Below are 12,095 nucleotides of genomic sequence, written 5' to 3' on the forward strand. Positions count from 1 at the left end.
TCCTTTGCGCATGTCGCGACCGTTCCCCCAGGAAGCCTACGCCGCCCGCATCGCCTTCATGGTCGAGCTGGCCGAGCACCTGCATGCCTACGGCACCACGTCGCCGCGCCTGGAAGGCGCGCTGGAAGCGGTGGCCGAACGCCTGGGGCTGGAATGCGAGCCCTGGACCAACCCGACCGGCATGGTGCTGTCCTTCAGTGATCCGATGCGTCCGCCGGGCGACGGCGACGCCACGCGCGTGATCCGCATGCCGCCGGGCGAGAACGACCTCGGTCGCCTGTGCGACGTCGACCGCATCGCCGAGGACGTGCTCGCGGGGCGCATGGGGCTGGCCGAAGGGCATGCCGCGCTGCGTGCGCTGGACCGGCCGTTGACCCGGCGCCAGAACGTGATGCAGGTGCTGGGCTTCGGCCTCGCCGCCACCGGCATCGGCGGCCTGCTGCGGCTGCCGTGGCTCGACATCGGCACCGCGGCGGTGGTCGGCCTGGTCATCGGCCTGCTGCAGGTCGCGGCGCGGACGCGACCGCGGCTGCGCGAGGCGAACGATGCGGTCAGCGCGATGGTGGCGGCCGCGATCACGATCATGGTGGCGGCCTGGGTGGCGCCGCTGAACCTCAACACGGTGATCATCTCGGCGCTGGTCGTGCTGATGCCCGGCCTGGCGCTTACCAACGCGGTGAACGAACTCACCAGCCAGCACCTGATGTCGGGCACCGCGCGCTTCGCCGGCGCGGTGGCGACGATGATCATGCTGACGGTGGGCACGATGGTGGCGATGGTCGGCATGGGGATGCTGGGCATCGAGCCGCAGGTGCGGGCCTGGCGGCCACAGCCGGACTGGGTCGAATGGTGCGCGCTGGCGGTGGCGTCGATCGCCTTCGCGGTGCTGTTCCGGGCGAAGGGCCGCGACTGGCCGCTGGTGGCGCTGGCCGCGGCCACGGGCTACCTGGTGTCGCGCAAGGCCGGCCTGGCCTGGGGCGCGGAGTTCGGCATCTTCCTGGCGGCGCTGGTGGTGACGGCCGCCGGCAACGGCTACGCGCGCTGGGCCTGGCGCCCGGGCGCGGTGGTGCGCGTGCCGGGCATCATCCTGATGGTGCCCGGCAGCGCGAGCGTACGCACGCTGATCACCTCGGTGCAGCAGCAGGACGTGGCCGTGGGCCAGAGCGCGGCGATGGCGGTGATCAACATCCTGCTGTCGATCGTGGCGGGACTCATCTTCGGCAACCTGTTGCTGCCGGCGCGGCGGAATCTCTGACGTAGGGCCCGGGCCCGGGTCGGAGGGCGCTGGCGGCGATTCAGACGCAGCGGTTGGAATGGGGAGTACGGTGCCCGCCGCGGATGCAGGGGGGATGACCAGCCGGAATCTGCGCTGTCCTGCTCCCACTTCCGGCCGCCGGCCATCCATGGCCGGCTCTGGTCATCCCCCCTGCATCCACGGCGGGTCCGACCGGTTTCGCGATCCTGCGGGAGCAAACGCCAGGCAATACGCTGAGCGGTACAACGGATCGCCGGAAACTTGCTTGCTTCGGCGCGTGGCCTGCTGACGGGAAGTCAAGGAGGAGGTCGCGGCCCATCGGGCCGTGACCGGGGGACATGAGCGGCAGCAGGCCATGCGGCGAAGCGCTGCGGCGCCCACCCGCGCTCTTTTCCCCAGTCGGGAGAAAACCCGAAAAAAGTTCTTCGCCCAATTGGGGGGGGATGTTCGCGTTGGTGTTTTCGGGCTGCGGCGGCCCGGCGCGGACGCAGGGGGGGATGCCCAGCCGGAATCTGCGCTGTCCTGCTTCCACTTCCGGCCGCCGGCCATCCATGGCCGGCTCTGGGCATCCCCCCCTGCGCCCGCACCGGGCACTACCTTTCCCGCGGTCTGGAAAGACGTTGAACCCTGACTGCGCGATTCCTTCCCGACCCGGTCTCGCTACTCACTGTCGCGGCTGCCGCCGCGATCGCTGTCGCCCTGGCGCTGGGGGTGCGGTTTGCTGCTGGTGCTGCTGTCGTTGTTGTTGCCCTCGATCTTTCCCGAGGCCGGATCTCGTCACAGCCCGTCGCGCGCACAGGGGGTGTGCGGACAGCCGGCCATGGATGGCCGGCGGCCGGCAGTGGGAGCAGGACGCGGAGATGCCGGGGGAGCACACCCCCTGTGTGCGCGACGGGCCGCGTACACCACCACGAAGCCGACTTGCATCTCGACCCAGCCCGCAAGCATCCCGGGTCGTAGCAGACGCCGATCCAACATCACCACAGCCAGCTCGACCGCGAGCCTCTTCCCCTCACTTGGAAGAAGAATCAAAAAAAACCCCCGCCGGAGCGGGGGCATGGATCAGGCGATCAGGAAGTCTTCGGGCTTCTTGCCCTTGGAGACTTCCTCGGCCATCCAGCGCGGCTGCTTGCCGCGGCCGGTCCAGGTCTGCTCGGGATTGGCCGGGTTGCGGTACTTCGGCGGCACCTTGATGCCGGTGGTCTTGCGCGGGGCGCGGGGCGCCTTCGTGGCGCGCGCATCGCCCGCCGTCGCGGACGCGCCGCCGAACAGTTCGGCGATGGTGTAGCCCTCCGCCGCGGCGGCCGCCTTCAGGCGTGCGCGCACCGTGGTGATCGGCTTGCGCTTCTTGAGCACGGTCTTGCGCTTCTTCGCCTGGGTGATCAGGGTTTCGAGTTCCCTGGCCGACATCGTGTTGAGGTCGATGGACATGCGGTCTCCGGTGGTTTGCATATGGTGGCGCCGATTATCGGCGACGACACGATGTTAATCGCCCGCGCGGCGCACGGCAAAATAACCGGGCGCTGCGTCCGATAATCGCGCGGGTATTCCCGATCAGCCCGGCAGGCGCTCGAGCAGCGAGGCGCGGTCGAGGTGCTCGGCCTCGGTCGCGGTGCGGGCGCGGTATTCGAAGGTCCCGGCCTCGAGGCCGCGGCCGGACACCACCACGCGGTGCGGGATGCCGATCAGCTCCATGTCCGCGAACATCGGGCCGGGGCGCAGGCCGCGGTCGTCGAGCACCACGTCGAGGCCGCGCGCGGCGAGTTCGTCGTGCAGCGCGGTGGCGGCTTCGGCCACGGCCGGGTCGTTCTTCGGGTTGATGACGCAGACGGCCACCGTCCACGGCGCCATCGCCTCCGGCCAGACGATGCCGGCGTCGTCGTGGTTCTGCTCGATCGCGGCGGCGACGATGCGCGAGACGCCGATGCCGTAGCAGCCCATCATCGGCACCGCGGCCTTGCCGGCGGCGTCGAGCACGGTGCAGCCCATGGCCTCGGCGTACTTGCGGCCGAGCTGGAAGATGTGCCCGACCTCGATCCCGCGAATCAGGCGCAGCGTGCCGCCGTCCTCGGCGCGGTCGCCTTCGACCACGTTGCGGATGTCGGCGACGGTGTCGGGTTCGGGCAGGTCGCGGCCCCAGTTGACGCCGGCGATGTGCGCGCCGGCTCGGTTGGCGCCGACCACGAAGTCGGCCATCGCGGCGACCTCCAGGTCGGCGACCACGCGCACCGGCTTCGCCGGGGCGACCGGGCCGAGGAAGCCGGGCTCGCTGCCGAGGTGCTCGAGGATCTCGGCCTCGGTGGCCATGCGGTAGTCGGCCAGGCCCGGCACCTTGCCCAGCTTGATCTCGTTGACCTCGTGGTCGCCGCGCACCATCGCGAGCACGAGCTGCGGCTGGCCTTCGGCATCCCGGCCGACCACGGCCACCGACTTCACGGTGCGCGCCAGCGGGATGCCCATCAGTTCCGCAACCGCCTCGCAGGTCTTCTGCGTGGGCGTGTCGACGTCGCGCATGGCTTCGCTGGCCGCGGGGCGCGGCCCCGGTGCCGCGGCGCGCGCGGTCTCGACGTTGGCGGCATAGCCGTCGGCGTCGTCGCGGCCGGTGTCCGACCAGGCGATGGCGTCCTCGCCGGAGTCGGCCAGCACGTGGAACTCCTGCGAGGCGTCGCCGCCGATCGCGCCGGTGTCGGCCAGCACCGCGCGGAAGCGCAGGCCCAGCCGGCTGAAGATGCGGGTGTAGGCGGCGTGCATCTTTGCGTAGGACGCCGCCATGCCCTCGGCGTCCACGTCGAAGGAATAGGCGTCCTTCATCAGGAACTCGCGCGCACGCATCACGCCGAAGCGCGGGCGGATCTCGTCGCGGAACTTGGCCTGCACCTGGTAGAAGGTCACCGGCAACTGGCGGTAGCTCGACAGCTCCTGGCGCGCGAAATCGGTGATGACCTCTTCGTGCGTCGGACCGTAGGCATATTCGGCGTCCTTGCGGTCGCGGATCTTCAGCAGCTGGCCGCCGAACTTCTCCCAGCGCCCGGTCTCCTCCCACAGCTCGCGCGGCTGGATCGACGGCATCAGCAGTTCGACCGCGCCGGCGGCATTCATCTCCTCGCGCACCACGGCCTCGACCTTGCGCAGCACGCGCAGGCCCAGCGGCGACCAGGTGTAGATGCCGGCGGCGAGCTTGCGGATCATTCCCGCCCTGAGCATCAGCCGGTGGCTGGCGAGCTCGGCTTCGGCGGGGGTTTCCTTTTCGGTGTGGAGGTGGAACTGCGACAGGCGCATCGGCGGCATCATCGTCATGGCACGGCCGCTGATTGTGCCATGCAGCACGCGCCGTGCCGGGGCCGCGGCGCTATTCGCGGCGGCCGTCCACCTCGATGCCGTCGCGGGGCTGGATGTCGACCTTCTCGTAGCGGGTGCCGCGCGGTGGCGGGTCCTGGGTCACCTGGAGCACGCCGGCGGCGTCGGTCCAGCGATAGAGCACGGGGCGTGCGTCCTCGTAATCGGCCGCGGCGGCCTGCCCGGCGCGTTCGCGCTTCGCGGCGGCGGCTTCCGGCGTGTCGCGCGCGAACCACCAGGCCACCGCGATCCCGGCGGCGAGTCCGGCGACGATGGCCCAGCGGGTCTGCATGGCGGCGCCCCGGGTTGCCCCGGTCAGGGCGTGCAGTAGGCCTTGGCCGCGGCCTGGGCCAGTTCGAGCTGGTTGGCGCGCTGCTCGGCGTTGAGCACCTGGTCGGGCTTGCCGTCGCCGTCGCTGTCCTGCATCACGTCGCCTTCGGCCTGCAGCGCCGTGAGGTTGGCGCGCGCGGCCGTGCACTGCGGGTTGGCGGGCGCTTCGGCCGCATCCTCCACCGCCGTCGGTGCCGTGGCCCCCGACGACGTGATCAGCCGGTGCTCGAACTTGCCGCTGGCCGGCGGCGTCTGCGAGTAGTGGGTGACCCCGTTGGCGTCGGTCCACTTGTAGACCTCGCCGGCGGTCTGCTGGGCGAGGGCCGGGGCGGCGGCGAACGCCAGGACGGTGCCAAGGACGAAGCGGTGCATGGATGACTCCTGCCTGGGGGGCGATGGGCGCTGATTGCAGCACCGGGGGCGGGCGGGCGCAAGCGCCGCGGCGCCCGTCCGTGACCGCGCCCACGGACGGGCGGGCGCCACGGCGCCGGGTACACTTGCGACATGGACGAGTTGCCCCCCAAGCCACGGCGCGGCCGCGGCATCTACCTGCTGCCCAACCTGTTCACCACCGGCGGGCTGTTCGCGGGCTTCTTCGCGATCATCGCCGCCTCGCAGGGGCGCACCGAGGCCGCCTGCATCGCGATCTTCGTCGCCGCCGTGCTCGACGGCCTCGATGGGCGGGTGGCGCGGCTGACCAACACCCAGAGCGAATTCGGTGTGCAGTACGACTCGCTGGCCGACCTGGTGAGCTTCGGCATGGCGCCGGCGCTGGTGATGTACCACTGGTCGCTGGTGTCGATGAAGCTCGACGGCGCCACCCTGGGCAAGATCGGCTGGTTGGCCGCCTTCCTGTACGCCGCCTGCGCGGCGCTGCGCCTGGCGCGCTTCAACAGCCAGGTGGGCAAGGTCGACAAGCGCTGGTTCATCGGCCTGGCCAGCCCCGCGGCGGCCGGCATCATGGCCAGTTCGGTGTGGACCTTCCACAGCCTGGACCTCAGCGGCGAGGCGCTGCGCTACGCGGCGCTGGCGATCACGGTCGTGAGCGGCCTGCTGATGGTCAGCCAGTTCCGCTACACCAGCTTCAAGGGCAGCGGCAGCGGGCCGGGCTCGGACCGCGTTCCGTTCTTCGCGCTGCTGCTGGTGGTGGCGGCCCTGATCGCGCTGTGGATCGATCCGCCCAAGACGCTGCTCGCGGTACTCGGCGCGTATGCGCTGTCGGGTCCAACGCTGTGGCTGTGGCGCCTGCGCGGTCGCCGCGCGGCGGGTGCGTGATGGCCGCGCTGGCCTGGGATCCGTGGCAGCGCGAGGTGCTGGAGGCCCTGGGCCACCGCGTCTACGCGCGCGCGCCCCGGGCCGACGACGTCGTGCCCGACGATCCGCTGGCGCACGCGCTGCTGCGTGCGGCCGGGCGCGGACCGGAGTCCGCCGACGCCGCGGAGCTGCTGCGCGGCCTGCCGCCGCTGGCGACGCTGCGCGCGGACCCCGCCGCCAAGCGCGCGCTGTGGCCGCGCCTGCGCGCCCTGCGCCGCGGAGCCGCGCCGGCGTGAGCGCGGCGGTGGCCGACGCGGTGCGTCCGGTCATGCGGCCGATGCGCGTCGAGGACCTCGACGCGGTGATGGTGGTCGAGCGCCGTGCCTATCCGTACCCGTGGTCGATCGGCATCTTCCGCGACTGCCTGTTCGCAGGCTATCCGGCCTGGGTGCTGCTCGAGGGCGGCGCCTTCATTGGCCACGGCGTGCTGAGCGTGGCGGCCGACGAGGCCCACGTGCTCAACGTTTGCGTCGACCCGGCCCGCCAGGGTCGCGGCCACGGTCGCACCCTGCTGCGTGCGATGGTGCAGGCCGCCCGCGGTCGCGGCGCCTGCCGCGTGTTCCTCGAAGTGCGGCCGTCCAACCCGGCGGCGATCGCGCTGTACGAGGACGAAGGCTTCAACGAGATCGGCCGCCGCCCGCGCTACTACCCGGCCGACAACAACGGCCGCGAGGATGCGATCGTGATGGCGATGGAGCTGTTGGGGGATTAAGAGCTTTTTGCCACGGATGAACGCGGATCACGCGGATTTACGCGGATCTGTTCGAGGCACGGCCCGCGCCGACCAGTCACGGTCGAGCGGCACCTTTCGGGTCAGCCCGCCCAACCGTTGGAGTTCATTGTTCCATCCGCGTAAATCCGCGTGATCCGCGTTCATCCGTGGCAAGAGCTTTTTTCCGCCGTGGCGCCCGCAGCGCGGACCCTCCACGGACCCGCGCTTCGGTCAGAGCCGGGCGCGCTGGGCGGCGAGGGCCTCGTGCTGGGCGGTCCAGTCGGCCAGGCGGGTGCGCTCCTGTTCAACCACGGCTGCCGGCGCGTTGGCGACGAAGGTTTCGCTGGCGAGCTTGCCCTTCGACTTGGCCAGCTCGCCGGCGACGCGCTTGAGCTCCTTGTCCAGGCGCGTGCGTTCGGCGTCGAGGTCGACCAGGCCTTCCAGCGGCACGAACAGCTTCAGCTCGCCGACCAGGGCGGCGGCCGCCGGGGGCGGGTCGCCGGCGATGGCCTCGATGCCTTCGACCTTGGCCAGGAAGCCCAGCTGCGAGCGGAAGCGTTCGATGCGCGCGGCGTCCTGCGCGCCACCGCCCGACACCAGCAGGCGCACGGCCCTGGCCGGCGATACGCCGAGTTCGCTGCGGATGCGGCGCAGGGCGGAGATCATCGCCTTGAGCCACTCGACGTCGGCGGCGGCGGCGCTGAAGTCCTGTCCGGCGAAGTCCCCGCTGCGCGGATAGGCGCGCGCCATGATGCTGCCGCCCGCGATGCCCAGCCGCGGCGCGACCTGCTGCCACAGCTCCTCGGTGACGAAGGGCGTGAGCGGATGCAGCAGGCAGAGCAGGCGTTCGAGCACGAACAGCAGGGTGTGGCGGGTGCTGGCGGCGGCTTCGGCGTCGCTGCCGTTGAGCGCGGGCTTGGCCAGTTCGACGAACCAGTCGCAGAACTCGTTCCAGGCGAACTCGTACAGGCACTGCGACAGCAGGTCGAAGCGGTAGCTGGCGAAGTGCGCCTCGGCCTCGGCGGTGACGGCGGCGAGGCGGGCGAGGATCCACTGCTCCGGGGCGGTGCGCGCCGCGGGCGCGCCGACCATCGCTGCGGCGCCCTCCGTGTTCATCAGCACGAAGCGCGTGGCGTTCCACAGCTTGTTGCAGAAATTCTTGTAGCCCTCGGCGCGCGCCAGGTCGAACTTGATGTCGCGTCCCGGGCCGGCCAGCGCGGCCATGGTGAAGCGCAGCGCATCGGCGCCGAAGGCGGGGATGCCCTCCGGGAACTCCTTGCGCGTGGCTTTCGCGATCTTCTCCGCCATCTTCGGCTGCATCAGGCCGGCGGTGCGCTTGGCGACCAGGTCGTCCAGCGCGATGCCGTCGATGATGTCGAGCGGGTCGAGGATGTTGCCCTTCGACTTGGACATCTTCTGGCCGTCCTTGTCGCGGACCAGGCCGGTGACGTAGACGTCCCTGAAGGGCAGTTCGCCGGTGAAGTGGTCGCCCAGCATGATCATCCGCGCGACCCAGAAGAAGATGATGTCGAAGCCGGTGACCAGCACGCTGGAGGGCAGGAATTCCTTGTAGCCGCGTTCGGCCATGGACGCCGCGTCGGGCCAGCCCAGGGTGCTGAAGGGCCATAGCGCCGATGAGAACCAGGTCTCCAGCACGTCGGAATCCTGCGAGAGCGCGCCGGTGTAGCCGGCGGCGTCGGCCTTCGCGCGCGCCTCGGCCTCGTCGCGGCCGACGAAGATCTCGCCGCTTTCGCCGTACCAGGCCGGGATGCGGTGGCCCCACCAGAGCTGGCGGCTGATGCACCAGTCCTGGATGTTGCCCAGCCAGTGGCGGTAGGTGTTGATCCAGTTGCCGGGGACGAAGCGCACCTGGTCGTCGCCGGCATCGCTGCCGCCGGCGAGCTCCAGGCCGCGCTGGCCCAGTCCGTCCATGCGCACGAACCACTGGTCGGTGAGCCAGGGTTCGATCACCTGGCCGGTGCGGTCGCCGCGAGGCACCTGCAGCTTGTGCGGTTTCGCCTCCAGCAGCAGGCCCTGCGCGGTGAGGTCGGCCAGCACCGCCTCGCGCGCCTCGTAGCGGTCCATGCCGCGGTAATGCGCGGGAATCGTCTCGTCGCCGGACACGATCCTCGCGTCGGCGGTCAGCACGTTGATCATCGGCAGGTCGTGGCGCTGGCCCACCGCGTAGTCGTTGAAGTCGTGCGCGGGCGTGACCTTGACCACGCCGGTGCCGAAGTCGCGGTCGACGTAGTCGTCGGTGATCACCGGGATGCGGCGGCCGGTCAACGGCAGTTCGACGAAGGCGCCCGCGAGCGCAGCGTAGCGCGGGTCTTCCGGATGCACCATCGCCGCGGTGTCGCCGAGCATGGTCTCCGGGCGGGTGGTGGCGACGACGAGGTAGTCGCGGGTCTCGCGCAGGGTCTCGTTGCCCTCGGCGTCGCGCTCGACGTGCTCGTAGCTGCGGCCGTCGGCCAGCGGGTAGCGGATCGACCACAGGTGGCCGTCCTCCTCCTCGCTCACCACTTCCAGGTCGGAGATCGCGGTCTGCAGCACCGGGTCCCAGTTGACCAGGCGCTGGCCGCGGTAGACCAGGCCCTCCTCGTGCATGCGCACGAAGGCCTCGACCACCGCCTTCGAGGCGCCGGGATCCATGGTGAAGACGCTGCGCGACCAGTCGCCCGACGCACCCATGCGCCGCATCTGGCGCTCGATGGTGTCGCCCGACTGGCCCTTCCACTCCCACACCTTCTCGATGAAGCCTTCGCGACCCAGCGAGTCGCGGGTCTCGCCGAGGCCCTCGCGCTCGAGATTGCGCGCCACCACCATCTCGGTGGCGATGCCGGCGTGGTCGCTGCCGACCTGCCACAGGGTGCGGAAGCCGCGCATGCGGTGGTAGCGGATGAGCGCGTCCTGCAGCGTGTGCTGGAAGGCGTGGCCCATGTGCAGGGTGCCGGTGACGTTGGGCGGCGGAAGCAGGATCGAATAGGCCGGACCGTCGCCCGCCGGCGCGAAGGCGCCGCTGGATTCCCACTGGGCGTAGAGGCGGGATTCGAAGGACCTGGGGTCGTAGCCGGTGGCGAGGGTCATCAGGGGGACTCGGGATCTGGGCGGGGCGGGGACGGGCCCCGCGTCACATGTCGTACTTGTTGAGCGCGAAGCCGCGCGCCTTGTACTGCGTCCAGCGCGCACGCAGCGGCTCGCGCGCCGAAGGGTCCGCGGGGACGACCTCGAGCACGCGCGCGAAGTCGCCCTCGACCGGCGCGTCGCGCAGGTTCAGCACCAGCGGGCGCAGCGGCACGTCGGCCTCGGGCGGGGCGATCAGCACGTCGGCCTCGTCCTCCTCGCCGCCGCCGTCCTCGAGGTCGAGGCCGGCGATCTGGTGCGGGACATAGGCATCGGGCTCGAACTCCCAGAGCAGGTCGTCCAGGCGCTCGGCCTGCGCGGTGTCGCGCGCCAGCACCAGCATCGGCTGGCCGGCGGCCAGCGCCTTCTTCGCGAGCTCGCAGACCAGCAGCAGCGGCTCGTCGCGGAAGCGGGGTTTTGCGATCAGGTAGAAATCGGCGCGCATGCAGGAATCCCGGGTCGACGCCGGGGACCGGCCGGCCTTCGCGGACGAAGGCGGGCCGGCCCCGCGCGGTTTACTGTGCGGCCTGGTCCAGCAGCCACTGCGACAGCAGGCCGACCGGGCGGCCGGTGGCCAGTCCGTTCTTGCCGCTGTGGCTGGCACTGCCGGCGATGTCGAGGTGCGCCCAGCGCTGGCCCTCGGTGAAGCGCGCCAGGAAGCAGCCCGCGGTCACCGCGCCGGCCCAGCGGCCGCCGATGTTGTAGACGTCGGCGAAGGTGGAATCGAGCATGGTCTGGTACTCGTCCCACAGCGGCAGGCGCCAGGCGCGGTCGAAGACCTCTTCGCCGGCGGCCAGCAGTTCCTGGCCGAGGTCGTCGTGCTTGGTCATCAGGCCGGTGGCGAAGCTGCCGAGGGCGACCATGCAGGCGCCGGTGAGCGTGGCCACGTCGACCAGTGCCTTCGGCTTGAACTGCTGCGCGTAGGTCAGCGCGTCGCACAGGATCAGGCGGCCCTCGGCGTCGGTGTTGCCGACCTCGATGGTCTTGCCGGACATGCTGGTGATGATGTCGGAGGGACGGTAGGCGTTGCCGTCGATCGCGTTCTCGACCGCGGGCACCACGACCACGAGGTTGACCGGCAGGTCGAGCCCTGCGGCCGCGACGAAGGTGCCCATCACCGAACCGGCGCCGAGCATGTCGTACTTCATCTCCTCGATGCCGCCCTGGGTCTTCAGGTTGACGCCGCCGGTGTCGAAGGTGATGCCCTTGCCGACCAGCACGTAGGGCTGCGCGTCGCCGCCGTTGTTCCACTTCAGGACGATCAGGCGCGGGGTGTTGGCCGAGCCGCGGGCGACTGCCAGCAGCGAGCCCATGCCGAGTTTCTCCATGTCCTCGCGCTCGAGCACCTCGCAGGAGGCCTTGTCGAACTTCGCGGCGAATTCCTGCGCCTGCTGCGCCAGGTAGGCCGGGTTGCAGATGTTCGGCGGCAGGTGGCCGAGCTCGCGCGTGAAGGCGACGCCGGCGGCGATGGCCTGGCCCTGCGCCAGCGCGGTGGCGTCGTCGCCGGCGATCTCGAGGCGCTCCAGGCCCTTCTCCCCGCGCTTGCGGTTCTTCTCGCCCAGGGTGGCGGTGTAGCGGTAGGCGGCGTGGTCGGCGGCGATCGCGGCCTGGCGGATGGCCCAGGCGGCGTCGCGGCCGGGGACTTCCAGCCCGGACAGGGTCAGCAGGGCCGAGCGCACCGGTCCGGTCTTCAGGGCGCGCACGGCGTCGGCGACGGCCTTCAGGTACTGCGGCACCGAGAACTTGCCCGGCTCGCCCAGGCCGACCACGAGCACGCGCGGCGCCTCGACGCCGGGGACGTCGTGCAGCATCGCGACCTTGCCGGTGGCGCCGTCGACGTCGCCGCGTGCCGCCAGGGCCGTCAGGCGTCCATCGCTGGCCTCGTCGAGGGCGCGGGCGGCGGGCGTGAGGGTCTTGTCGGCCCAGGCACCGACCACCACGCAATCGACGGGGGCGGTGGCGGGGGCGGCGTTGTTCAGGGCGAATTCGAGGGTCATGGGGTCCTGTACTGGGGTTTGGCGTGAA

At 71.1% G+C, this 12,095-nt stretch carries 10 protein-coding genes and 1 pseudogene; 4 read left to right on the forward strand and 7 right to left on the reverse strand.

Annotated features, from left to right (window positions below; translation table 11 throughout):
- Positions 1–10: 10 nt before the first annotated feature.
- Positions 11–1,255: a threonine/serine exporter family protein gene (locus tag H9645_RS10885; protein ID WP_191729728.1), complete on the forward strand. Its 1,245-nt coding sequence runs from the start codon at positions 11–13 to the stop codon at positions 1,253–1,255.
- Between the two features lie 1,065 nt (positions 1,256–2,320).
- Here H9645_RS10885 and H9645_RS10890 read toward each other — a convergent pair.
- From H9645_RS10890 to H9645_RS10905, 4 genes and pseudogenes are all read right to left on the reverse strand, one after another.
- Positions 2,321–2,686, reverse strand: a pseudogene (locus H9645_RS10890) (H-NS histone family protein); the annotation flags it as partial.
- Positions 2,687–2,809: 123 nt separating this feature from the next.
- Complete coding sequence (locus H9645_RS10895; RefSeq protein ID WP_191729845.1) at positions 2,810–4,534, reverse strand: proline--tRNA ligase; 1,725 nt, start codon at positions 4,532–4,534, stop codon at positions 2,810–2,812.
- A 70-nt stretch (positions 4,535–4,604) separates the two neighbouring features.
- Positions 4,605–4,883 (reverse strand): DUF4124 domain-containing protein, encoded by a 279-nt coding sequence (locus tag H9645_RS10900; RefSeq protein ID WP_191729730.1) that lies wholly within the window; start codon positions 4,881–4,883, stop codon positions 4,605–4,607.
- Between the two features lie 23 nt (positions 4,884–4,906).
- A complete protein-coding gene (locus H9645_RS10905; protein ID WP_191729731.1) occupies positions 4,907–5,293 on the reverse strand; it encodes a DUF4124 domain-containing protein in 387 nt (128 codons plus the stop codon).
- A gap of 132 nt (positions 5,294–5,425) precedes the next feature.
- Here H9645_RS10905 and pssA point away from each other — a divergent pair, with 132 nt between their 5' ends.
- From pssA to rimI, 3 genes are read left to right on the forward strand one after another with little or no spacing between them, the layout of a single operon-like run.
- Positions 5,426–6,196 (forward strand): CDP-diacylglycerol--serine O-phosphatidyltransferase, encoded by a 771-nt coding sequence (gene pssA / locus H9645_RS10910; RefSeq protein WP_191729732.1) that lies wholly within the window; start codon positions 5,426–5,428, stop codon positions 6,194–6,196.
- Positions 6,196–6,471, forward strand: coding sequence for a hypothetical protein (locus tag H9645_RS14415; RefSeq protein ID WP_425490243.1), 276 nt, complete (start codon positions 6,196–6,198; stop codon positions 6,469–6,471). The genes pssA and H9645_RS14415 overlap by 1 nt, the downstream gene beginning before the upstream one ends.
- Before the next feature lie 32 nt (positions 6,472–6,503).
- On the forward strand, positions 6,504–6,947 hold the full coding sequence (gene rimI, locus H9645_RS10920) for a ribosomal protein S18-alanine N-acetyltransferase (RefSeq protein WP_191729846.1): 444 nt from the start codon (positions 6,504–6,506) through the stop codon (positions 6,945–6,947).
- A gap of 231 nt (positions 6,948–7,178) precedes the next feature.
- On the opposite strand, the gene H9645_RS10925 is transcribed toward rimI, so the two are convergent.
- The 3 genes from H9645_RS10925 to H9645_RS10935 all read right to left on the reverse strand — a co-directional run bounded on the left by H9645_RS10925 (position 7,179) and on the right by H9645_RS10935 (position 12,067).
- The gene (locus tag H9645_RS10925; protein WP_191729847.1) at positions 7,179–10,037 is read right to left on the reverse strand and encodes a valine--tRNA ligase; all 2,859 of its coding nucleotides are present in this window, start codon (positions 10,035–10,037) and stop codon (positions 7,179–7,181) included.
- Between the two features lie 40 nt (positions 10,038–10,077).
- Positions 10,078–10,515 (reverse strand): DNA polymerase III subunit chi, encoded by a 438-nt coding sequence (locus tag H9645_RS10930; RefSeq protein ID WP_191729733.1) that lies wholly within the window; start codon positions 10,513–10,515, stop codon positions 10,078–10,080.
- Between the two features lie 70 nt (positions 10,516–10,585).
- Positions 10,586–12,067 carry a leucyl aminopeptidase gene (locus tag H9645_RS10935; RefSeq protein WP_191729734.1) on the reverse strand — a complete coding sequence of 494 codons (1,482 nt, stop codon included), beginning with the start codon at positions 12,065–12,067 and terminating at the stop codon, positions 10,586–10,588.
- Positions 12,068–12,095: the final 28 nt, after the last annotated feature.

Source organism: Luteimonas colneyensis, assembly GCF_014836665.1.
Classification (GTDB): Bacteria; Pseudomonadota; Gammaproteobacteria; order Xanthomonadales; family Xanthomonadaceae; genus Luteimonas; species Luteimonas colneyensis.